Below are 20542 nucleotides of genomic sequence, written 5' to 3'. Positions count from 1 at the left end.
GTTATTTGGCGATCGCGACGGGCGCGGCCGGTTTTTTCTGGCTCGACGCCGCCGCTTCCGCGGCCTGGCAGGCGGAGCACAAACCCTTCAGTTCGATGTCATCGCTCGCGAGGCGGTAACCCGCGTCTTCGATTTGCGCAACGAGTGCCTGGCGCAGTTTGGGCTGATGCAATTCGGTGACGTTGCCGCATTGCTGGCACACCACGAGGATGCCGTGCTGGCATTGCGTCAGATCGTGGCAGACGGTGAAGGCATTGATCGATTCGATCCGATGCACGAGGCCGGCCGCGAGCAGGAAGTCCAGTGCACGGTAAACCGTGGGCGGCGCCGAACCCGGGTGAATCTGCCGCATCTCGTCGAGCAGCGAATACGCCTTGGTGGCACGCCCGGACTGCAGCAGCAATTCCAGTACTTTGCGGCGGATCGGCGTGAGTTTTTCGCCGCGTTCGCGGCAATATTCTTCCGCGAGTGTCAGCGCGGCTTCCTGCGAATTACCGTGCGTGTGCCCCGGCTCATGAGCATGAGCGGAGGTCAGTTTGTCAGCGGTCGCGGCGGGCTTGGCGGTCTTCATGCGTCGATTATAAAGGCCATCGTGCTTTGCCGTGCCGGTGGCCCGGCACCGGGCCGGGGAATCGGGCCGATAAGCGGGCCGATAAGTGGGTCGATAAGCGGGCCAATAAGCAGGCCGCCAGGCAGCGAGTCGCTAGGCGGCCGGATGGCTCAGGTCAGCGGCAAATCAACGTACTTTTTGAAGCCCGAGCGCGTCGCAAGGCGCGAATACCAGCGTTCCAGATTCGGCAGCGGCGGGCGCTCGATACCTTCGAGACCGAACCAGCGTTTCGCATAGGCACCGATCACGATGTCGGCCAGCGTGAACTTCTCGCCTTCGAGGAAGAAGCGCCCTTGCAGATGAGCATCCAGCATGCGCCAGAGTGTGCCGACCACCTCGACGTCAGCCGCGAGTTTGGCCGCGTCGCGCTCGGCGGCGCGCGTGCGCACGACGGCCCAGAACACCGGGCGCTCGGCGGGTTGCAGCGTGGAGAGCGACCAGTCCAGCCAGCGGTCGACGCTCGAGCGGAGTTTCGGCTCGGCCGGATACAGCAGGCTTGCGTCGGCGTATTGCAGAACCAGATAGCGCAAAATGGAGTTCGATTCCCACAGCACGAAGCCGTCGTCGACCAGCGTCGGAATCTTGCCGGTCGGGTTCATTGCAAGGTATTCGGGCTCGTTGTTGCGGCCGAACTTCAGGCCGGCATCAATTCGCTCGTACGGCAGCACCAGTTCTTCGCAGCACCACAAAACTTTCTGGACGTTGACTGAATTCGCGCGTCCCCAGATCGTAATCATCCGGTCGATTCCTTTCTTGGCGCCCCGCAGGCACTCCTTTGGGGCAGTTGGCAAGCCGCGCCTCGCGCGCGGCGTTCAGCCGGTAACGATACACGATGCGCGCGGCTTTGCATGTGCCGGCGTGCAACCGGCCGCGTGAAAGACAACCGCAATCCCGGCTCGAACCGGCACCCGGAGCACCGATCGGCAATACGCGCGCGTTGCGTACAATGAGCGCACCCGAATCCGACGAGGCACGCATGGCCCGCATTGTTCCCGACGACTGGAAGAGCCTCGCCGCCACCGGCGCGGCGGCCCGCGAACGCGAAACCCTTGCGTTGCTGGAAGAAGCGCTCCCCGACACCTACACCGTTTATCACGGCGTGCACTGGACGCGTTTGAACCAGAATTTTTCGGTGTTCGGCGAGGCGGATTTCGTAGTCGTCAGCCCGGCCGGGCGCGTGATGATCGTCGAACAGAAAACGGGTTTTCTGCGTGAAACGCCGAAGGGTCTCGTCAAGGTGTATCTGCAGACCGAGCGCAATGTGGCGATCGCGCTGGCCCACACCATCGAAAGTCTGCACCGGCGTTTTACCGCGGCATTTGGCGCAGGCACGTATTTCATCGAGGAACTGCTGTACTGCCCTGACCACATCGTCAAGGACGCGGCGATTGCCGGCGTGAACCCGGCCCGGATCGTCGATGCGACGCGCAAGGAGCGGCTCGCGGCGATCATTCGCGAAGCGTTGCCGGCCGATGAGCCGCGCCTCGCCTGCGCGCCGAAAATCCATCACTTCCTCGCCGACGAACTCGCACTCGCGCCCGATGCCAGCGCGCTGGTGGGACAGGCGGGCACGCTCGTCACACGTCTCGCGGGCGGTCTGGCCACCTGGGCGCGGCGTCTCGAGTTCTCGCCGTTCCGGCTGCGTGTGATCGGCACGGCCGGCTCCGGCAAGACGCAGCTTGCGCTGCAGGTTCTGAAGGATGCGGTGACGCGTGGGCAGCGGCCGCTCTATGTCTGCTTCAACCGGCCGCTGGCGGATCACATCGCGCGGGTCGCGCCGGCCGAGGCGAAAGTCGCCAACTATCACCAGCTGTGCGACTGGGTCGCGCGCGACGCGGGCCGCGAGCCGGATTTTCAGTCCGGTGAGATGTCGCCCAAGGCGGCCGCTTCCCTCGGCGCGGCATTCGATCAGCTCGAAGCGACTTTTGCCGAAACACCGATCGATTCACGCTGGCAATTCGACGTGCTGGTTGTCGATGAAGGCCAGGACTTCCAGCCGTCCTGGGTCGCCGCGCTCGAGCGACTGCTGCGCCCGGCAGGCGCATGGTGGTGGCTCGAGGATCCGCTGCAGAATCTGTATATGCGCGATCCGGTCGCGCTGCCTGGCTGGACCACGCTGACGGAAACCACCAACTATCGCAGCCCGCGTGACATTCTCGACTATGTGCGCGAGGTGGTCGGCGCGTCGGTGCCGGTTGCCGCGGCGCTCGCGTCGGGCAGTCCGTTCGACGGCTCGGATATTTCGCTGTCGGTCTACGACGAAGCGAACGCCGCCGAAAGCAGCATCGACACCACCAAGCGCGCGATCACGCAGGCGCTTTCGCTGGGTTTTCGCAAGCAGGATATCGTGGTGCTGTCGTTCCGCGGCCGCGAGGGCTCGGTGATGACCGGGCTGGATCACCTCGGACCGCATCGGCTGCGCAGCTTCACCGGCAAGTACGATCTGTTCGGCAATCCGGCATACCGCGAGGGAGATGTGCTGTTCGAATCGATCTATCGTTTCAAGGGGCAGGCGGCGCCCTGCGTGATTTTCACCGAGGTCGATTTCGATACTTTCGACGAGCGCATTGCGCGCAAGCTATTCGTCGGCGCCACGCGCGCGACCATGAAGCTGATCGTCGTCGCCTCGCAGCGGGCGGCGCGGCATCTGCATTTGCGTGACGGTAAAGCGGAAGGCAAAGGCGCGCAGTGAAGCCTGGAGGTGGAGCCTGGCGTCAAGCCTGGCCCTACTCAAGTCCAGGCACGCGCGCCGACCAGCATGCCGGTGTGCGTGAGCGCATCCCACCAGATTACGCGCAGGAGCGGTGCCTGTTGAGCGATCAGCAGCGCCTGCACCGGATCGCTCTCGACGAAATGCGTGACCCCGCCGCGCAATGCGGCTGTGGCCTTGTGAGCCGCGCTGCCGGCCGGGCTTTCGTCGTGCGTGCCGGGCGTGCGCATCACCAGTTGCAGATGGCCGAATCCGTGCCGCGCGAGCCACGCTTCGGTGCGCACGCGATCCGCCTCCGGCCGCCCGGTGATGATCGCGCGAACCCGCTGCAAGTCGATGCCGGGTAACACCTCGAACGGTTGCAGCGCGTCGCGCTCGGCAAGCGCGGCGGCCAGGTCCTCGTCATAACGCGCGAGCGGCACGTCGGGCAGCAGAATGCCGTCGAGATCGATCGCGTACGTGGCGTATTCGTGATCGTCCGCCATCGCCGGCGCGGTGCCTGCTTCGACGCGCGCCCAGTCGTCGCGATAACGCTCGGTGTAGGCCTGACGCTCCCACGGGAACAATGCGAAGTAGCCGCGTGCATCGATCGCATAGTCGGGTTGAATGCGGCTCAGGTCGTCCACGGCGCCGGTCAGCGTTCTGACTTCGAGGCCGTGCTGCTGCAGGAACGCGATGCAGTCGGCCAGCGTGAATCCGCGCCCCGCGATGTCCTCGCACAGCAGCACCGTCGCGCCCGCGGGCGGCATCGGCAGCGTCGAATCCCACGCAACCGTGCGCGCCTGGCGGTCGTAGCGCAGAAAGGCGACCGGCGTGCCGACGGCATGCGACACCATCAGCGCGAGTGGCGCCCCGCCACGCAGAATGCCGATTGCCATCGTGAAACGCTCCGCCAGCAAGGCGGGTTGCAGCGATTCGATCCAGTGATCGAGTTGTTCGTACGTCAGGGGCAAAACCGGCTTGTTCATGACTCGTGGGACGTCGCGTAGCGCGTGGGAGCGAGTGTCTTCGGTGCGGGAGCGCTGTGCTGCGTTCGGGTGTCAGCAGGGGCCCCGTTTTTGAGACAAGGAATTTTGACGATATTATGCATGCGGTTCGAAGATCGCGCGCCGGGGTGGCGCGGGCCGCCGCAGATAACGGAAATAAGAAAACAGATGACCATGTCGAGCGTAAGGGTGAAGGATGGAACACGCGCAGTCAGGGGCGCGCGCTGGGCCGCGGGCCTGATTGTCGCGCTGGCCGCGTGGAGCGCGCAGGCCCAGTCGGATGTGCCGCCTTTAACGCTCGATGTGACGGGCAAGATCAGCAAGACCACCGACGCGCCGAGTGCAACGTATCACTTCACCGAGGCCCAGCTGCTTGCGCTGCCGGTCCACTCGATCACGACCGCCACCACGTGGACGCCGCGCTCGACCTTCACAGGGCCGCTGCTGGCGGATATTCTGAAGACGGTCGGCGCGTTTGGCAGCCAGGTCGAGATCCATACGCTCGACGACTATACCTATACCATTCCGGTGTCCGACTGCGATCGCTATGGCGTGGTGGTGGCCTACAGCATGAACGGCCGGCGCCTGAAGATCAGCGACTTCGGGCCGCTTTTCCTCATGTATCCGCGCGATGCGTTCCCGGATGAACTCAAGGGCCCCTCGGGCGATTCGAAATTCGTATGGCAGATCAAGGCACTCATCGTCAAATAGTGCGCCGTCCGTGGCGCCGTGTTCTCTACGTGCTGATCTGGCTAACCGCGCTTGCCGCGCCGGCGGGCGCGATCGGCTATCTGCTGTACGCGAACCTGCTCAACCCGCGCGCCACCGAGCAGTTGACCGGTTCATATGACGGCTTCTACTGGGACGCCGCCCAACTGCAAATCGCCTACGCGCGTTTCGAGAATCAGTTACTGCTGTATCAGTCCGGCGTCGATGACGATTACCCGCGGCTGATGCTGCGCTACCAGTTGCTGCAGTCGAAGCTGCACGTGATGGAGGGCTCGACGCGCCGCCTGACCACGCAACTCTCGCTGCTGCAAAGGCAGCTGGACGAAATCCACACCCTCGATCAACTGCTCGGCGGCATCCAGCCTGAAGTCGACGCGTTGCCGAAGGACCGCCGCGGTGCTAACGAGATCGTCGCGCAACTGCGCCAGCACTGGAACGAGGTCAACGATCTGGCGCTGAGCCGCCGCTTTGCCGATGTCGCCGACCGCGAAGCGATGACTCGCGATTTCATCGACAAGCGCCGCATGCTGTTCGCGGGCGGACTGTTGCTGCTGTTGCTGTCGGCGGCGGCGACGTCGCTGCTGGTGTTGAACGGCCGGCGCCGCACGCGCCTGATGCATCAGCAGCACGCGGCGCTCGAGGCCGAGCACCAGGCGAGCCGCGCCGCGCGCGAGGCCAGTCATGCCAAGGACGCGTTTCTCGGCATGATCAGCCACGAGTTGCGCACGCCGTTGCATGCGATCGTGTCGTCGGTCGAGTTGCTGGGTTTCAACTATCACTCCGAGGCGGACCGCAAGGTGATCCAGCGGCTTGAAACCGCCGCGCGGCATCTCGAAGCGCAGATGAAGGATCTGACCGACTACGCGCGTCTTGGCGCCGGCAAGCTCGAGCTGCGCCACGAGAAATTCGATCCGCGCGAACTGCTGGCGTCGATCGTCGACGAACATGCGTTATCCGCCGCCGCGCGCGGTTTGCTTCTCGAAAGCGAGGTGAGCGGCCCGAGCGGCCTGGTGGATTCCGATCCGCATCGCATCCGCCAGATCGTCAATAACCTTGTCACCAACGCCATCCGCTACACGGAGACCGGTACGGTGCGCGTGCAATTGCGGCAGCGGCCGGCGGTGCTGATCTTCGTCGTCAGCGATACGGGGCCGGGCGTGCCGCGCGCGCAGATTCCGCTCATCTTCCAGGAGTTCACGCAACTGGACGCGTCGCGCACGCGCCGCTTCGAGGGCGCGGGGATGGGGCTGACAATCGTGCAGGGACTGGTCAAGCTGTTCGGCGGCACGGTCGATGTGGCGAGCAAGGTCGGCGAGGGCACGACCTTCACGGTGACGATTCCGGTCACGCCCGTGGCGGCAGCCGCGCCGCACGTGGCGGCACGCGCGGAGCCTGGCGGCGCGCGGCCGTGCGTGCTGATCGTCGACGACAACCGCTTGATCCGCGAGTCGCTCAGCGAAATGGTCGCGCACATGAGTTTCGATTCGCACGCGGTCGGCAATGCCGACGATGCGCTCGCCTGGCTCGACACGCGCCGCTGCGACGTGGTGCTGCTCGATCTGCATATGCCGGGGCGCGACGGCTACGCGTTTCTCGCGGATTTCGCCAAGCGCGGTGGACCGTCTTCAGGCGTGCCGGTGATCGTGGTTAGCGCGTACGCGCCGGAAGCGGGGGAGAGCGGGGAGGATGAAGCCAGGGAGGCTGGCTCGGGGCCGTATTTCGAAGCGTTATTAAAGCCGGTACATTACGAGGATCTGCGCCGTGCATTGCAGCGCGCGTTGGCTTTACGGCCGATGCGGTGACGCGGCGCCTGCGGAGTGCGGCAAAGGCAACGGCGGGCGCCTCGAGCCGTGTGTCGTGTGCCGGCGCGGTCAGGGCCGGTTGAGCCGCTTGGACAGATCGGCGACCAGGATCGCCATGCGCGCGGGCTTTTCGTAGCACGCGACGTCGTAGTTGCGGATCACCTGGCTGATCTCCGATTCGCTGGCCTTGCCGGTCAACAGTTCACCGGTCAGCACGAAGATCGGCGCGTCCGGATTTTCCGACGCGCGCACTGCGCGAATCGCGGCCGCCGAGGTCTGCGAGCCGAACAGCCAGTCGATCACGATGCCGTCGAACACCTGGGTTTGCAGCTGTTCGGTGAAGGCCGTGAGTCCGTAGATCGCAACCGCCGTGAAGCCGCTGCGCTCCAGATAGTCGCGCAGGTTGTCGGCGCTTGCCTGGTCGTCGTCGACCACGGCAATGGTCGGCTTGTCGGTTTCGGCGCGGCGCGGATAGATCTCGATCTTGTGGACCTCGTACGCGCTTTGATAAAGCGTGCCGTCGTGACGCGCCACGCGCCATTGGCCGAGCTTGCAGTACGCGACGAATTCCGGTCGGCTGCCCGCCTCGAGCGCGGCGCCGACCCAGGCGGTGCACGCCAGTTCGATCGCGCCGATGCTGAATATCGCCTCCTGGGCGATCGCGCCGACCATGCCCGGATCGAGCGATTGCGCGCCGAACAGCTGGGCGGCCGGTTCGCCAAATACTTCGGCGACTTTCTTGAGCTGCGACAGGGTCCAGGGGCTGTTGCCGCGCAACTTGCGGTGTCCCTGCGAAAAGCTCAAATCGAGGATGCGGCACAGTTCAGTGGTTTGCTGGCGCTTGCCGATTCCGTGCCGGCTCATTAACTCGCGCACACGCTCGGCAACCGCGATGGAGTCAGGTGAGTTTGTTTCGTTGGCCATGCTGCGTGAGAATCCGCCGTCTTAAAGAGTGCTAGGGAAGTGCGATACGACAGGCGCAGCGCTGCCATGCACATTCAATGCGCATTGACACGGCGGCGCAGGGGACTGCAAATGTACCGTAAAAAGTACCGCGACCTGTCGTTTTGTTTGACCGCCGGTGAGTCCGTCAGCGCAGGAGCCGGAACGGACCGCTTCGGCGAATTTTTTATGCATCAAGCATGAGTCTATTTTACCGATGAAACTGTGCCGGATAGGCAGAGAAATATGCAAAGAAATAATTCAGGCGGCCCGATCCGGCTGACCTGTTTACGTGGCCGTCATCTTGTCGAGTTTCGCCGCTGAGCTTGTCAGGCCTTTGAAGATCCGCTCCGCGACTTTGCCTGGAAAGCGCGCCGGCAACTCCGCCGAGACCCGCTCGATCACGTCGGGTGTCTGCTCGATCAGACGCTGGATCAGCGGCTCGGCGTCAGCGCCATATGAGCACTTTAGCGCCATCGTGTTGAAGTGGCGCCGCTGCACGTCGCGGAACGCGTCGTGTTTGCTGCGCGACCACATCCCCATGGCGAGCCGCGCCTTGTACCACGACCACTGGTTCGGGCCGCTGCCTTCCACCGGCCATATCGACATCACGTCGTAAAGCGGCGTCAGGCGATAGTGGCCGCCGGCCAGCAGGCGAATGCTGAAGTTCTTGGCGTGGCCGTCCGGCGCGGCCAGCATCCAGAACAGGATCTGGCTCGCCAGCAGCGTTTCGATGTCGTGCTGTGCCGCGACCGACTGCTGGAGAATCCGCGCGAGGTCGAGCACGCCCGGACCGCCTTCGTTTTCATACTTGCGATGCGACGGCACGCCGTACACCTGGCAAAAGTCTTCCTGTGGCAGGCGCAGCAGCCATTGGCCGCTCGAATGCAGATGCCGGTCGAAGCGCTCCACGCTCAACACGCGCTGCTTGCCGAACGTCATGATTTCCGCGTTCGCGACCGGCAGGCCGTAGGCCTGCAGAATTCGCAGGCACAGCCACTCGTTTTCGACCGAGGTGCTGAGGTCGGCGAGCCTGTTGCCGACGAGGCCAAGCGGCAGCTTGAAGATGTGCGTGGTGGGCGTAGCGCCGTGCGGCCGCTGCCACTTGCCCTCGTGCCAGAGCAGCGCGGTTTTCTCCTGCGCGCCTGCGAGCGAGATGCGGAAGTCGTCGGCCTCGTCCGGTGCGCCGAGCGCCGGGCCGCTGACCGTGCGCGCCAGCATGGACTCGATCTCGCTGTCCGTGAGCGGCGTGCCCTCGATCCGTTCGACGCCTTGCGGTCTGTCGTCTTCGGCGAGCAGCTGGACCGCGCCCACGCAGTCGCGGCCGATGGCTTGCAGCAGATCGAATGCGTCGAGCGTGTCGGTCTGGTAGCGTTGAGCGATGCGCTTTCTGATTGCCTCGCTGTCGGGCAGCAGATTGTCGAAATAGTTGAGGACCCGCGGTCCTTTGTGCGCGAAGTTGCCTGGTGTGAACGGCAGCGACAGCGACAGCGGCCGTCCCGCGGGCGACGCGATCCAGGGGAGGTCGTAGGTGAACTCCATGGGGCCGCGCGTGGGCAGGCGCCAGATGCCGACGCGCTCGCCATTGGCCCACACCGACAATGCGCGTGAGCGTGTTTGCCGGCTCATGCTCACCACTCGGCCACAGGCGCCGGACCGGGCAAGGGCTGGCTCCGGTCGCGCAATTGCAGTTGCAGGCCGTAGACTCCGCACAGTGCCAGCAATTGCTCGAGGGTGAGGGCGGCGGCGTCGGTTTCGAGTGCCGAAATGCGGCTCTGGCTGACGCCGATCCGCGCCGCGGCCTCGCTTTGCGTGAGACCTGCTTGCCGCCGGCTGGCGGCAAGCAGTTGGGCGACCTGATCCGAGGTGGCGATAAGGTTGAGCATGGCAAATTATCCGCGACACGAATAAATGCACTTTATTCGCCACACGAATATTTGTCAAATATTCGTGTGGCGAATATTTCACCAATATCTGCTGGACGAATAAAATGCCAATATCTGCCTTCACTGACTCCTTGTGCGATTGATGAACGAACCGACCTTGCGCCACGCCGGCGTGCCGTACTACACGCAATGGGGCAGCCCCGACTGGGTGCGCCAGATCGTCGAGCAGCACGGCGATCCGTGCGACGACCCTGACTGGCAACGCAGCGGCTTTGCCGATCCCGAGCGGTACCGTTTCTGGGCCAAACGCCTGTGCGGCCTGACGTGCCTCGAATCCGCGCTCGACTACTGGCGCATCGGGCACGCGCCGCGCGCCGTGCTGCTCGACGAAGCCTTGCGCCACGGCGTATACCGCATGCGCGACGATGGCGGCGTCGACGGTTTGATCTACCACCCGTTCGCCGCCTGGGCGGAGCGTGCTTTCGGCCTTCAGGTGGACGTGCTGCCGCAGATACCGCTGGAAGCGATCGCCGCGCGTCTCGCCCCCGAAACGCTGGCCATTGTCTCGGTGAGCCCGGAGATCCGCTATCCCGAACGGGACAATCGGCACCAGGGCGGCCATCTGATCCTGCTCCATGGGCGCGATCGCGACGGCGTGTGGTTTCACAATCCTTCGGGCATCGCGCCGCACCAGGCCGATGTGTATCTGCCGTTCGACACGATGGCGCGTTTCTATGCGGGGCGAGGCATGACGCTCACGCGTGTCGCTCGCGCGGCGCGCCGGGCGTCGTAAAATCTTGTGTTCCCACCCCCTGGATTTTTCCAGTGTCTGGAACAACCAGCTCATGACTCACACAACCACGCAGATTTTCGACGCCGCCGCGACCGCGCGGCTGATCCCGTACGCCGCGCTCGTCGGCGCGCTGAAGCGCGCGAGCATCGATTACGCGGAGCAGCGCATTGCGAGTCCCGAGCGGCTCGTCGTGCCGCTCAACCAGGGCGGCCTCATGCTGTCGATGCCGGCCACCGCGCCCGATCTCGCGATCCACAAGCTGGTCAACGTGTGCGCGAGCAATGGCGCGCGCGGCCTGCCGACCATCCACGGCCAGGTGATGGCCTGCGACGCCGATACTGGCGAGATGCTCTTCATCCTCGACGGTCCGACCGTGACGGGCCGCCGGACGGCGGCGATCTCGATGCTCGGGGTCGAGACTTTCGCCGCTGAAACGCCGCGCGAATTTCTGCTGATCGGCACCGGCACGAAGGCGGCGAACCATCTGGAGGCGATCGGCGAACTGTTTCCCCATGCGCGGGTGTGGGTGAAGGGCAGTGCGCCCGCGCGCGCCGAGGCGTTTTGCGCCGCGCATCGCGGCACGGCGCGCGATCTGCTGCCACTGGCGCAGCCGGACGCGGATATCCCCGCTTCCATCGACGTCGTGATCGCGCTGACCACCAGCAAGCAGGCCGTCTACGACGAAACCGCGCGCCCGGCGCGCCTCGTAATCGGCGTCGGCGCGTTCACGCCGGCCATGGTGGAAATCGGCGCGTGCACGATCGGCGCCAGCGCGCTGTTCGTCGACGACCTGGCCGGCGCGAAACACGAGGCCGGCGACTTCATTCAAGCCGGCGTGGACTGGGCTCGAGTGGGAGGCATCGCCAGCGTGCTCAGCGACGCCTCACGGTTGCCGTCGAATCAGCCGGTCGTCTTCAAGAGTGTCGGCTGCGCGGCGTGGGATCTCGCCGCATGCCGTGTCGCGCGCGAGGTTTTGTCAGGCGGTTGAAGGCCTGGTGAAGGACTGCGCGCGACATGCTCGCGCATGAGCCTCTCAGGAGCCGCCCGCGAATGCGGCACGCGCGGGTGACTGAGCGAAGACGGCACGTTCAGCGCAATAACTCAGCACAAAAAAATGCCTTGAAAACAGGCCCTTACCGCGCCGGGTTGGCATATTGCGCCAACCTGCGGCGCAGGTTGCCGTGCAAACAATCTCAAAACGTTGCACCATAGGTGTTTGCCAGAATAAAGTGCCGGTTGGCTGACGCCGCGCAAGACCGATGTTTTTTCTGCCGCTTGACCGATACCTTATCCATCACGACGCCGCGACCGCGCTATGACGACACAACACGCAACAGCCACTCCCGACCTCCCGCTTGACATGATCATCTTCGGCGGCACTGGCGACCTGTCGTTTCGCAAGCTGCTGCCCGCGCTCTATATGGCGCATCTGCACTGCAATCTGCCGCCTGAAACCCGCATCATCACGATTGGCCGCAAACCTTGGTCGCGCGAGCAGTACATCAGCGAGTTCATGGAGTCGAAGGCGAAGCCCTTCATTGAGAAAAAAGCGTTCGACGCCGCCGCCTGGGACAAATTTCTGGCGATCTTCGAGTACGTGCGCATGGACGTCGACTCGGCCGAGGATTACCTGCGCCTGAAGGAAGCATCGCGCGAGGGCGTGCGCCGCGTGTTCTATCTCGCGACGTCGCCGGATCTGTTCACGCATATCTGCGACAACCTCACCGCGGCAGGCCTCGTGGACGCCAATTCGCGCGTCGTGCTCGAAAAGCCGCTGGGTCACGATCTGGCGTCTGCGCAGGAGATCAACGTCGCGGTCGGCAAGCATTTCAGCGAAGCGCAGATCTACCGGATCGACCACTACCTCGGCAAGGAAACCGTGCAGAACCTGATGGTGCTGCGCTTCGGCAATCCGATTTTCGGGCCGCTGTGGCAGGCGCCATATATCAAGAGCGTGCAGATCACGGTGGCGGAGACGGTCGGCGTAGGCAGCCGCGCGGGCTTCTACGACAAGACCGGCGCGCTGCGCGACATGGTGCAGAACCACCTGCTGCAGCTGCTGTGCATCGTCGCGATGGAGCCGCCCGTGTCGCTCGACCCGGACGCGGTGCGCGACGAAAAGCTCAAGGTGCTGCGCTCGCTGCGTCCCATGACGCCCGAGGACATCGCCCGCGATACCGTGCGCGGACAATACACCGCGGGCGCGGTGGACGGCGAGACAGTCAAGGGCTATCTCGAGGAAGACAACGTGCCGGCGGGGAGCCGTGCCGAGACGTTCGTGGCGTTGCGCGCGCGTATCAACAACTGGCGCTGGGCCAACGTGCCGTTCTTCCTGCGCACCGGCAAGCGGATGCAGAAGAAGATCTCGGAGATCGTGATCGAATTCTCCGAGTTGCCGTTCTCGATCATTCCCAGCGGCGGGCACAACTACGGCAACCGCCTTGTGATCCAGCTGCAGCCGGAAGAGTCGATCCAGTTGCAGATGCTGGCGAAAGAGCCGGGCAGCGGCATGCACATGCTGCCGGTGAATCTCAATCTGGATTTGCAGCAGGCGTTCACGGAGCGTCGCGCGGAGGCGTACGAGCGTTTGCTGATCGACGTGATTCGCGGGCGCCTCACTCACTTCATGCGCCGCGACGAACTGGAAGCGGCATGGGCGTGGGCCGAACCGATTCTGGAAGGCTGGAGCAAGTCGGGCGACAAGCCGCGCGCCTATACGGCGGGCACGTTTGGGCCGGCGGCGTCGACGGCGCTGATGACACGGGAAAATGCCGTGTGGGCCGAAGAGTCGCAATAAGCGCTTCTGTTGCGCCATGAAAAAACGGCCCGATTTTTATCGGGCCGTTTTCTTGTCGATTGATCGGCGCTTAGCTACTACGGCAACGAGATCGTCAGCGTGGCCGATTGCGGGCCGAGCTTGACCACCTGCGAATACGGCGCGAGCGAGCGCAACGTTTGATCGCGCAGATACGTATTCAGGCCGAGATAGGCCAGCAGTCCAACCAGCGCGAACACCGCGCCGATCGACCACAACGGCACCTCGCGCTTGAGGCGGTGCGCGACCTGGTCGGGCAGCGGCCATTGCGGCGCGAACGGTGCGCGCTTGCCTTTCATGTGAGCGATTTCGTCGCCGATGCGCGCGGTCAGATACGCGAGCTTCTCGGGTCCTTCGAGCAGATACTTGCCCTGGAAACCGAGCAGCAGGCACATGTGAAACACTTCGAGCGACTGCAGACGCGCCGCGCCCTGCGCGCGACATTCCTCGAGATACTGGAAGAATTTCTCGCCCGCCAGCTGCTCGCCGAACAGCACCAGTTGCAGCGGCCGGCGCTCCCACTCGGTGCGGATCCTGAAGGTGGACGACAGCACCGATTCGTCGATCGCCGCGCAGAACGCAAACTTCGACGCGTAGACGTCTTCCGCCGACGCGTTGAGCTTTTTCGCGCCGCGCTCGAAATCGCCGAGGAACTGCTGGATGCGCTGGCTGAATTCCTGCGCTTCGCCAGGCTCGCGGCCGTTCTTCAACAGGAACAGCATGAAAAAGCCGTCATACAGCAGATCGAGCAGCGAGCGGACCTGATAAGTCGGCTCGGCGACCGGTGCGGGCGTCGCGGCAGGCGTGCTGCCGCCAAACAGGGAAGGCGCGTAGCTCATGATGTGACGGCAATCAGTTCGAGTTGAAGGTCGTTGATGCCCGACGGCGCGTAGATCATTGCCGACTGGGCCTGCAACATACGGTCATACAGCGCGCCACGCGATTCGAACGAGAAGTAGCATGCACCGGGGCGCACCGGAATGGCGGGCGGCACTTGGGGCGTATAGACGAGCCGCACGCCCGGCATGGCCGAGAGCACCAGCTTGTCGACGTCGTCGGGCGCGCCGACCTTGAAGCGCGCGGGCACCGCTTCGACCAGTTCGGCGGTCGGCATGTCCGCCGACACCGCGATGTAGAACATGGTCTTGTCGTCGATCTTGCCCGAGTCGAGACGGCCCGCATGGAACGACGGACGCACCTCTTCGAGTGCGATTGCGAGGTAGCGGGTGGAGATCACGGTTTCGAGCAGATCGCGCAGGATCGTGTCGAGACGCGCAAAGCCGGGGCCAGGATCGTCATGGCGGTAAGCCGGCAAATCCGACAGCGCATAGCCCTTCGAAAACGTCATCAACTGGCCGGCAAGGCGCAGCAGTTCCTGGAACAGACGCTCGGGATGCAGCGCCGAATGCTGGTACAGATGCGCAAGCGACGCGAACGCCGCGCTCGCGGTGTGCAGCAGCCAGAACGACGCGATGTCGCCCGAACGGAATTCGATGATGTTCTTGGTCGGCTCGCGGTGAAAGCCGTACAGCGCGTTGACCTTGGCCTGCAGCGCGTCGATCAGCTGGCGCAACCGCTGATGCAGGATGGGCGACGCGTCGATGGCGAGGCAGGGCGGCACGAAGCTGTCGTCGATTTCAAAACCGGAGGTGGCTGTGCGCCGCACGCGCACGAGCGGCACCGACAGCAACTGGTCGCGCGGCTCGCTATGCGCGATGAGTTTGACGCGCGTTTTCAGAAAGGTGATGTCGGCTTCGGCGGCGTCGGTGAAATGATCGGCCACCGGCGTCTGCTCGCTGACGTAACGCGACACGAAGCCCGCGTTGCTGTCTTGCGAGTAGTTCGCGCCGGTCTCGCGCAACGGATGCAGCGCGAGATAGAACGTGAATTCGTTGATGCCGTCTGGCAGCGTATCCAGCGCAATAGGCGGCGGCAGGTCGTCGGCTTGCGGCGCGGAGTAGAGCGCGCCATCGGGAAACACCAGCGACAGTTCGCTCACGCGCAACACGTTGCTGCCGAGCGCGTCACGGTCGAAACGAGCCGAGCGCACCCCCCAGTTGTACGGCTGGATCGCCTGGATCGATTCGAACAGGCGCGCCTCGTGATAGGCGTCCTGACGCTGAAAATGCTGTGGCCTGAGAAACAGGCCTTCCCCCCAAAGCACTTTTGCGGAATAACTCATCTCAAACCTGTTATATGCGTTCAGCGTGTGACGCGCCCGGAGATAACCGATTCACGCGCCGCATTGTTAATTCTCTAAAAATGTTAAATCGTATTTGACTCGCATCTTTATCCGCAACTTACCGAAGAAAGCATATTCAGCGGCTGAGCCGGTAATCCTTGCTCGGGCGGTATCACTGTGCCGTTGGTCACGGTCATTGCACAGTTATGCAGGCCGATCATTATGCCGGATTTCTCCGACTTTGCCGGGTCAAAGGCGAATTTCCAGCGCTGCATTGCCGGATCGCGGAATAGAGCGACGATACCGAATGCCTGCGCTTCACGCGAGACTTTTTCGGTAACAACGTAGCGTTGACCTGGAATCAGCGTCACCTCGCGCACGCCGAGCAAATCGCCGCCGAGCGTGGTTTTCTCTTTGGCGGGATCGGTAAATGTGTCAAATGGCGCCTGCTGGAATGAAGTGGGGTCTTTCAGGACATAAAGCCGTACCACCAGCGCCAATGGACGCTGGTCATTGGCGGCATTCAGATTCTGCGCGGCATATAACGTGAGGCCGACATTGCGCGGCGGCTTCTGCGCATCCGGCAGGTCCGGCTTGCCGAGGCCGCTTGCCTGCAAAGCCGCGTTGGCGGCCGCTCCCAGCACGGTCACGCCGGCCGCGCAGCCTCCCAGCAGCAGGCACGCGGCGGCGTTTGCAATCCATAACGACGCATGGCGAACAAGACGCGAATTCATATACTTCGACCGGCTCGGCGCCGTCCCCCGTCAAAACACCACAATAACGATTTCAATCCGGCAAATTTACAGTAATGCCATGCCGCGGAAATCCGCTTTATGCAAGGCGCATGCAACAACCGGTGCGCGGTTGATTGCATCAGGCAAGTGGAAATTTTTTCCGCTTGCCGCATTTACGCTATTGCGACAGGAAGCAATTTCTGCATGCCTCGTTTAAATCATCCGCATGCATTTTTTTTGTGCAATGCTTCTTCACACGAAAGTTGAATTATCGAAAATTGGCCTGTACTATACCCGCGCACTTGAAGCAAAGCAAAACTCCGGTTTTCCTTGAATTAAAATATTCGCACGTCGGTGAAAAACGATGAATGACCGTCTGTTAGTAAAACTATCTGGGGTTGTGTTGGCATGCGGCGTGATGGCCGGTTGCGCGACACAGGGCAACAACACGGCGACCACACCGGAGGCTTTTAATAAGCAACTCGCTGATGCCGATACGGTCGCCAAGGGCGGCGATCAGGATCGCGCCATCGCGCTTTATCAGCAATTGTCCAAAACCGATCCGACCCGCGAAGAGCCGTGGTCGCGCATCGCGCAAATCCAGTTCACGCAGGGCCACTACGGCCAGGCAATCGTCGCCGCGCAAGAAGCGCTGCAACGCGACCAGACCGACCGTCAGGCGAAGAGCGTGCTGGCTGTGGCCGGTCTGCGCGTCGCCACGCAATCGCTCGGCGAACTGCGTCAGGACGCGTCGCTCGCGGGCGATGCGAAGTCGGACGCACAGGCGCTCGCCAAGCAGTTGCGCGACACGCTGGGCGAAGCCACGCTGTTCCCGCCCGACCCGAGCGACAAGCCGGTGGTGAAGAAGAAGCGCATCGTGCGTCACGTCGCGAAGGGCAAGCCGGCATCTGACGCGGCCGAAACAACGTCTGCCAACACTGCCGCTCCTGCCGCCACGCCCGCTGCCGCTCCGGCTGCACCGGCAGCGCCTGCAGCACCGGCCAAGGCCGCGCAGAGCGGCGGCGCGTCCGATCCGTTCAGCGCGCTGCGCTGATCCATTCGCATCCGGGAGCCGACGATGGCGAAGAAGGAAAGCATTCAGAAACGTTTGCAAAAAGTGCGGCCGCCGCGCGTTCAACTGACGTATGAGGTTGAGCGCGGCGATGCGATCGAGGTGAAGGAGCTGCCGTTCGTCGTCGGCGTGGTAGCCGATCTGGCCGGGCAGTCCGAAGTCGAGCAGCCCAAGTTGCGCGATCGCAAGTTCGTCAATATCGATCGCGATAATTTCGACGACGTGATGAAGGCGATCGAGCCGCGTGCCGCTTTCCAGGTGGAAAACCGCCTGAGCGAAGCCGGCGGCAAATTCGCGGTCGACCTGCGCTTCAAGTCGATGGCGGATTTCAACCCGGATGAAGTGGTCGCGCAAATCGAACCGTTGCGGCGCCTGCTCGACGCGCGCTCGAAGCTCGCCGACCTGCGCAACAAGCTGGCCGGCAACGACAAGCTCGAAGACCTGCTGAGCGAAGTGCTCAACAACACGCAGCAGTTGCAAACGCTGGCGAAAGACCAGGGCAACGCGGCGCAGCCGCACGGCGGCGCGCCGGATCACGACAAGCAAGGCGAATAGCCACGGGGTGTGAGATGAATCAGCAAACGGCAGCAGCCCAACTCGCCACCGCACACGGCGGTACGGAATCCACGCTGCTCGACGAAATCGTCGAGAAAAGCCGCGTGGCGAAGTCCGATTCCGAACACGCGCGCGCGAAAGACCTGATCGGCGAACTCGTGAATCAGGTGCTCGACGGTACGGTGGTGGTGTCCGACAACCTGTCGGCCACCATCGACGCGCGCGTCGCGGAACTCGACCGCCTGATCTCCTCGCAACTGAGCGCGGTCATGCACGCGCCGCAGTTCCAGCGCATGGAAAGCACGTGGCGTGGCCTCGACTATCTGTGCAAGGAAAGCAACACCGGCGCAACGGTCAAGATCAAGGCGCTGCACGCGCCCAAGCGCGACCTGGTGCGCGACTTCAAGACGGCGATCGAATTCGACCAGAGCGCGCTGTTCAAGAAGATCTACGAAGAAGAGTTCGGCACTTTCGGCGGCGCGCCGTTCGGCACCATCATCGGCGACTTCGAAGTGACGCGCCAGCCGGAAGACGTGTACTTCATCGAGCAGATGTCGCATGTCGCGGCGGCCGCGCATGCGCCGTTTATCGCGTCGGCGTCGCCTGAATTGCTCGGGCTCGAGACGTTCGCCGACCTCGGCCGGCCGCGTGACCTCGGCAAGGTGTTCGACACGGTCGAATACGCGAAGTGGAAGTCGTTCCGCGACGCTGAAGATTCGCGTTACGTCGGTCTCACGCTGCCGCGTTTTCTCGGCCGCCTGCCATTCAATCCGAAAGACGGCGCCACGGCGGAGGGTTTCAACTTCGTCGAAGACGTGGACGGCACGGATCACAGCAAATACCTGTGGTGTAACGCGGCGTGGGCGTTCGCCGCTCGCCTGACGGCAGCATTCGACGACTTCGGCTGGTGCGCGGCGATTCGCGGCGTGGAAGGCGGCGGTCTGGTGGAAGATCTGCCCACCCATACGTTCAAGACCGACGACGGCGAAGTCGCGCTGAAATGCCCGACCGAAATCGCGATTACCGATCGCCGTGAAAAGGAACTGAGCGACCTCGGTTTCATTCCGCTCGTGCATTGCAAGAACTCCGACTACGCCGCGTTCTTCGCCGCGCAATCGGTGCAGAAGCCCAAGAAATACAGCACCGACAGCGCGAACGCGAATGCCGTGTTGTCCGCGCAGTTGCAGTACATCTTCTCGGTATCGCGCGTCGCGCACTACCTGAAGGCGATGATGCGCGACAAGATCGGCAGCTTTGCGTCGGCACAGAATGTCGAAGTATTCCTGAACCGTTGGATTTCGCAGTACGTGCTGCTGGACGACAACGCGACCCAGGAGCAGAAGGCGCAGTTTCCTCTGCGGGAGGCATCGATCCAGGTCTCGGAGATTCCAGGCAAGCCCGGCGCGTATCGTTCGGTCGCATTCTTGCGCCCGCACTTTCAGCTGGACGAACTGTCGATCTCCTTGCGGCTCGTCGCTGACTTGCCGAAACCGGCTAATTCATAAAGCAACTCAGAAAACCCGGGCTGGCCGCCCGGGTTAGCTGCTAAAACCACCTCTTTGGGGAGTCGATGAGTTATGAAGGACATCTATTTAAAATTCGGCAATCCGGCGATCAAGGGCGAGTCTGCCGATAAGGATCATGCTGGTTGGATCGAAATCGATTCGTGGAGCCATGCGATCACGCAGCCGCGTTCAGCAACGGCTTCGACCTCAGGCGGTCATACGTCCGAGCGCTGCGAACACGCTGACATGCAGTTCACGAAAGACATCGACGTGGTCAGTCCGCTGCTCTATCAACACGCATCGGGCGGCACGACGTTCGACGAAGTCACGATCGACTTCATGCGTTCGGACGGCGAAGGCAACCGCATCAAGTACCTGGAAGTAAAGCTCAAGTACGTGATCATCTCGAGCGTGACGCCGAGTGTGGTAGGCGAAGGCCTGCCGAGCGAACAGTTCTCGCTGAAGTACGCGGCGGTGCAGTGGAAGTACACGCAGCAGAAGATCGGCGGCAACCAGGGCGGCAACGCGCAAGGCGCGTGGAGCCTGACGAAGAACGACAAGACGTACGCGGTCTGATGTTCGGGCGCACGCGGCGCGCCGCCTGAAAGGGCCGGTGCGCGCCGTGCGCGCCTCGCATCGATCCGTTTCTTCGGATACTGATGAAACGCTTCGAACCGAGTTTTCTCGACAAGCTGTTCGACGACGAACCGCATCTGCCGGCTTCCCCGGCGATGCGGCAATTGTCGTTGGACGAATTGAAGAGCACCGTGGCGCGCGACGTCGAGGCGATCCTGAACACCCGCATCGCCCTGACCGAGCACGAACTGGCGGCGCTGCCTGAATGTCAGCGCTCTGTGCTCACGTACGGTCTGAACGATTTCGCGGGCTTGAGCCTCGCGAGCCACTATGACCGCACGTTCATCTGTAAATCGATTCAGCAGGCGATTGCCCGGCATGAGCCGCGCTTGCAGCAAGTGGCGGTCACGCTCGAACTGAACGAACAGTCGACCAACGCGCTGAACTTTGCGATTCAGGCGCTGCTGGTCGTGCATCCGGCGGAAGAACCGGTGAGTTTCGACGCGATGCTGCAGCCTTCCACGCTGCAATACTCCGTGACGCGCGCACGCGCGAAGCTGTAGAAGTTTATTGACCCGTCGCGCCTCGGTTGCACCTGAGTCGCAGTGGTTTGAGTCGTTGAGTTGTGGTTGTTTCAGTACCGCT

20 protein-coding genes are annotated in these 20542 nt (G+C 63.1%); 11 read left to right on the top strand and 9 right to left on the bottom strand.

Features of this window, described 5'->3' with window-relative positions; genetic code table 11:
* Position 1 precedes the first annotated feature (1 nt).
* Complete coding sequence (locus A6V37_RS35270) at positions 2–571, bottom strand: Fur family transcriptional regulator (protein WP_064271877.1); 570 nt, start codon at positions 569–571, stop codon at positions 2–4.
* A 149-nt stretch (positions 572–720) separates the two neighbouring features.
* The gene (locus tag A6V37_RS35265; protein WP_064271878.1) at positions 721–1347 is read right to left on the bottom strand and encodes a glutathione S-transferase family protein; all 627 of its coding nucleotides are present in this window, start codon (positions 1345–1347) and stop codon (positions 721–723) included.
* 239 nt (positions 1348–1586) lie between these two features.
* Here A6V37_RS35265 and A6V37_RS35260 point away from each other — a divergent pair, with 239 nt between their 5' ends.
* A complete protein-coding gene (locus A6V37_RS35260) occupies positions 1587–3302 on the top strand; it encodes an ATP-binding domain-containing protein (RefSeq protein WP_064272038.1) in 1716 nt (571 codons plus the stop codon).
* A gap of 38 nt (positions 3303–3340) precedes the next feature.
* On the opposite strand, the gene A6V37_RS35255 is transcribed toward A6V37_RS35260, so the two are convergent.
* Positions 3341–4288: a phosphoribosyltransferase gene (locus tag A6V37_RS35255; RefSeq protein ID WP_064286837.1), complete on the bottom strand. Its 948-nt coding sequence runs from the start codon at positions 4286–4288 to the stop codon at positions 3341–3343.
* Between the two features lie 186 nt (positions 4289–4474).
* Here A6V37_RS35255 and A6V37_RS35250 point away from each other — a divergent pair, with 186 nt between their 5' ends.
* Together A6V37_RS35250 and A6V37_RS35245 are read left to right on the top strand one after the other, a co-directional pair.
* The gene (locus A6V37_RS35250; RefSeq protein WP_082902912.1) at positions 4475–5017 is read left to right on the top strand and encodes a putative pterin-binding protein; all 543 of its coding nucleotides are present in this window, start codon (positions 4475–4477) and stop codon (positions 5015–5017) included.
* Positions 4987–6837 (top strand): ATP-binding response regulator, encoded by a 1851-nt coding sequence (locus A6V37_RS35245; RefSeq protein ID WP_064271880.1) that lies wholly within the window; start codon positions 4987–4989, stop codon positions 6835–6837. Before A6V37_RS35250 ends, A6V37_RS35245 begins: the two co-directional genes overlap by 31 nt.
* A gap of 69 nt (positions 6838–6906) precedes the next feature.
* Here A6V37_RS35245 and A6V37_RS35240 read toward each other — a convergent pair whose 3' ends face one another.
* The 3 genes from A6V37_RS35240 to A6V37_RS35230 all read right to left on the bottom strand — a co-directional run bounded on the left by A6V37_RS35240 (position 6907) and on the right by A6V37_RS35230 (position 9665).
* Complete coding sequence (locus A6V37_RS35240) at positions 6907–7761, bottom strand: helix-turn-helix domain-containing protein (protein ID WP_064271881.1); 855 nt, start codon at positions 7759–7761, stop codon at positions 6907–6909.
* A gap of 306 nt (positions 7762–8067) precedes the next feature.
* Entirely contained in the window at positions 8068–9408 is a 1341-nt protein-coding gene (locus A6V37_RS35235) for a type II toxin-antitoxin system HipA family toxin (RefSeq protein WP_064271882.1), read from the bottom strand.
* A gap of 2 nt (positions 9409–9410) precedes the next feature.
* Positions 9411–9665 carry a helix-turn-helix domain-containing protein gene (locus A6V37_RS35230; protein ID WP_064286836.1) on the bottom strand — a complete coding sequence of 85 codons (255 nt, stop codon included), beginning with the start codon at positions 9663–9665 and terminating at the stop codon, positions 9411–9413.
* A gap of 142 nt (positions 9666–9807) precedes the next feature.
* Between A6V37_RS35230 and A6V37_RS35225 the strand changes: the two genes are divergently transcribed.
* The 3 genes from A6V37_RS35225 to zwf all read left to right on the top strand — a co-directional run bounded on the left by A6V37_RS35225 (position 9808) and on the right by zwf (position 13255).
* Positions 9808–10458 carry a C39 family peptidase gene (locus A6V37_RS35225; protein ID WP_064286835.1) on the top strand — a complete coding sequence of 217 codons (651 nt, stop codon included), beginning with the start codon at positions 9808–9810 and terminating at the stop codon, positions 10456–10458.
* 52 nt (positions 10459–10510) lie between these two features.
* A complete protein-coding gene (gene lhpI, locus A6V37_RS35220; RefSeq protein ID WP_064286834.1) occupies positions 10511–11446 on the top strand; it encodes a bifunctional Delta(1)-pyrroline-2-carboxylate/Delta(1)-piperideine-2-carboxylate reductase in 936 nt (311 codons plus the stop codon).
* A gap of 327 nt (positions 11447–11773) precedes the next feature.
* Positions 11774–13255, top strand: coding sequence for a glucose-6-phosphate dehydrogenase (gene zwf / locus A6V37_RS35215; RefSeq protein WP_064271886.1), 1482 nt, complete (start codon positions 11774–11776; stop codon positions 13253–13255).
* 77 nt (positions 13256–13332) lie between these two features.
* On the opposite strand, the gene icmH is transcribed toward zwf, so the two are convergent.
* The 3 genes from icmH to tssJ form a co-directional block, all read right to left on the bottom strand.
* Positions 13333–14112: a type IVB secretion system protein IcmH/DotU gene (gene icmH / locus A6V37_RS35210; protein ID WP_064271887.1), complete on the bottom strand. Its 780-nt coding sequence runs from the start codon at positions 14110–14112 to the stop codon at positions 13333–13335.
* Positions 14109–15455, bottom strand: coding sequence for a type VI secretion system baseplate subunit TssK (gene tssK / locus A6V37_RS35205; protein WP_064271888.1), 1347 nt, complete (start codon positions 15453–15455; stop codon positions 14109–14111). The genes icmH and tssK overlap by 4 nt, the downstream gene beginning before the upstream one ends.
* Before the next feature lie 107 nt (positions 15456–15562).
* The gene (tssJ, locus tag A6V37_RS35200; protein ID WP_064271889.1) at positions 15563–16189 is read right to left on the bottom strand and encodes a type VI secretion system lipoprotein TssJ; all 627 of its coding nucleotides are present in this window, start codon (positions 16187–16189) and stop codon (positions 15563–15565) included.
* Positions 16190–16553: 364 nt separating this feature from the next.
* Here tssJ and A6V37_RS35195 point away from each other — a divergent pair, with 364 nt between their 5' ends.
* The 5 genes from A6V37_RS35195 (at position 16554) to tssE (ending at position 20460) form a co-directional block, all read left to right on the top strand.
* Complete coding sequence (locus A6V37_RS35195) at positions 16554–17243, top strand: tetratricopeptide repeat protein (RefSeq protein WP_064271890.1); 690 nt, start codon at positions 16554–16556, stop codon at positions 17241–17243.
* A 24-nt stretch (positions 17244–17267) separates the two neighbouring features.
* Positions 17268–17816, top strand: coding sequence for a type VI secretion system contractile sheath small subunit (gene tssB / locus A6V37_RS35190; protein WP_064271891.1), 549 nt, complete (start codon positions 17268–17270; stop codon positions 17814–17816).
* A 14-nt stretch (positions 17817–17830) separates the two neighbouring features.
* A complete protein-coding gene (gene tssC / locus A6V37_RS35185; RefSeq protein WP_064271892.1) occupies positions 17831–19321 on the top strand; it encodes a type VI secretion system contractile sheath large subunit in 1491 nt (496 codons plus the stop codon).
* 72 nt (positions 19322–19393) lie between these two features.
* Positions 19394–19897 carry an Hcp family type VI secretion system effector gene (locus A6V37_RS35180; RefSeq protein WP_064271893.1) on the top strand — a complete coding sequence of 168 codons (504 nt, stop codon included), beginning with the start codon at positions 19394–19396 and terminating at the stop codon, positions 19895–19897.
* Positions 19898–19980: 83 nt separating this feature from the next.
* Complete coding sequence (gene tssE / locus A6V37_RS35175) at positions 19981–20460, top strand: type VI secretion system baseplate subunit TssE (RefSeq protein ID WP_007176945.1); 480 nt, start codon at positions 19981–19983, stop codon at positions 20458–20460.
* Positions 20461–20542: the final 82 nt, after the last annotated feature.

The organism is Paraburkholderia ginsengiterrae (genome assembly GCF_001645125.1).
GTDB classification, from domain to species: Bacteria; Pseudomonadota; Gammaproteobacteria; order Burkholderiales; family Burkholderiaceae; genus Paraburkholderia; species Paraburkholderia ginsengiterrae.
The sequence above is the reverse complement of the archived record's forward strand: the minus strand, read 5'-3'. Positions and strand labels throughout refer to the sequence as shown.

Bases quoted from the DNA above. Each gene is read 5' to 3' on its own strand.
- tssB (WP_064271891.1), top strand. From the start codon at position 17,268: ATGGCGAAGAAGGAAAGCATTCAGAAACGTTTGCAAAAAGTGCGGCCG.
- A6V37_RS35195 (WP_064271890.1), top strand. From the start codon at position 16,554: ATGAATGACCGTCTGTTAGTAAAACTATCTGGGGTTGTGTTGGCATGC.
- A6V37_RS35240 (WP_064271881.1), bottom strand. From the start codon at position 7,761: ATGGCCAACGAAACAAACTCACCTGACTCCATCGCGGTTGCCGAGCGT.
- tssC (WP_064271892.1), top strand. From the start codon at position 17,831: ATGAATCAGCAAACGGCAGCAGCCCAACTCGCCACCGCACACGGCGGT.
- A6V37_RS35265 (WP_064271878.1), bottom strand. From the start codon at position 1,347: ATGATTACGATCTGGGGACGCGCGAATTCAGTCAACGTCCAGAAAGTT.
- A6V37_RS35235 (WP_064271882.1), bottom strand. From the start codon at position 9,408: ATGAGCCGGCAAACACGCTCACGCGCATTGTCGGTGTGGGCCAATGGC.
- tssJ (WP_064271889.1), bottom strand. From the start codon at position 16,189: ATGAATTCGCGTCTTGTTCGCCATGCGTCGTTATGGATTGCAAACGCC.
- A6V37_RS35230 (WP_064286836.1), bottom strand. From the start codon at position 9,665: ATGCTCAACCTTATCGCCACCTCGGATCAGGTCGCCCAACTGCTTGCC.
- A6V37_RS35260 (WP_064272038.1), top strand. From the start codon at position 1,587: ATGGCCCGCATTGTTCCCGACGACTGGAAGAGCCTCGCCGCCACCGGC.
- icmH (WP_064271887.1), bottom strand. From the start codon at position 14,112: ATGAGCTACGCGCCTTCCCTGTTTGGCGGCAGCACGCCTGCCGCGACG.
- A6V37_RS35225 (WP_064286835.1), top strand. From the start codon at position 9,808: ATGAACGAACCGACCTTGCGCCACGCCGGCGTGCCGTACTACACGCAA.
- A6V37_RS35245 (WP_064271880.1), top strand. From the start codon at position 4,987: ATGGCAGATCAAGGCACTCATCGTCAAATAGTGCGCCGTCCGTGGCGC.
- A6V37_RS35270 (WP_064271877.1), bottom strand. From the start codon at position 571: ATGAAGACCGCCAAGCCCGCCGCGACCGCTGACAAACTGACCTCCGCT.
- tssE (WP_007176945.1), top strand. From the start codon at position 19,981: ATGAAACGCTTCGAACCGAGTTTTCTCGACAAGCTGTTCGACGACGAA.
- tssK (WP_064271888.1), bottom strand. From the start codon at position 15,455: ATGAGTTATTCCGCAAAAGTGCTTTGGGGGGAAGGCCTGTTTCTCAGG.
- A6V37_RS35255 (WP_064286837.1), bottom strand. From the start codon at position 4,288: ATGAACAAGCCGGTTTTGCCCCTGACGTACGAACAACTCGATCACTGG.
- zwf (WP_064271886.1), top strand. From the start codon at position 11,774: ATGACGACACAACACGCAACAGCCACTCCCGACCTCCCGCTTGACATG.
- lhpI (WP_064286834.1), top strand. From the start codon at position 10,511: ATGACTCACACAACCACGCAGATTTTCGACGCCGCCGCGACCGCGCGG.
- A6V37_RS35180 (WP_064271893.1), top strand. From the start codon at position 19,394: ATGAAGGACATCTATTTAAAATTCGGCAATCCGGCGATCAAGGGCGAG.
- A6V37_RS35250 (WP_082902912.1), top strand. From the start codon at position 4,475: ATGACCATGTCGAGCGTAAGGGTGAAGGATGGAACACGCGCAGTCAGG.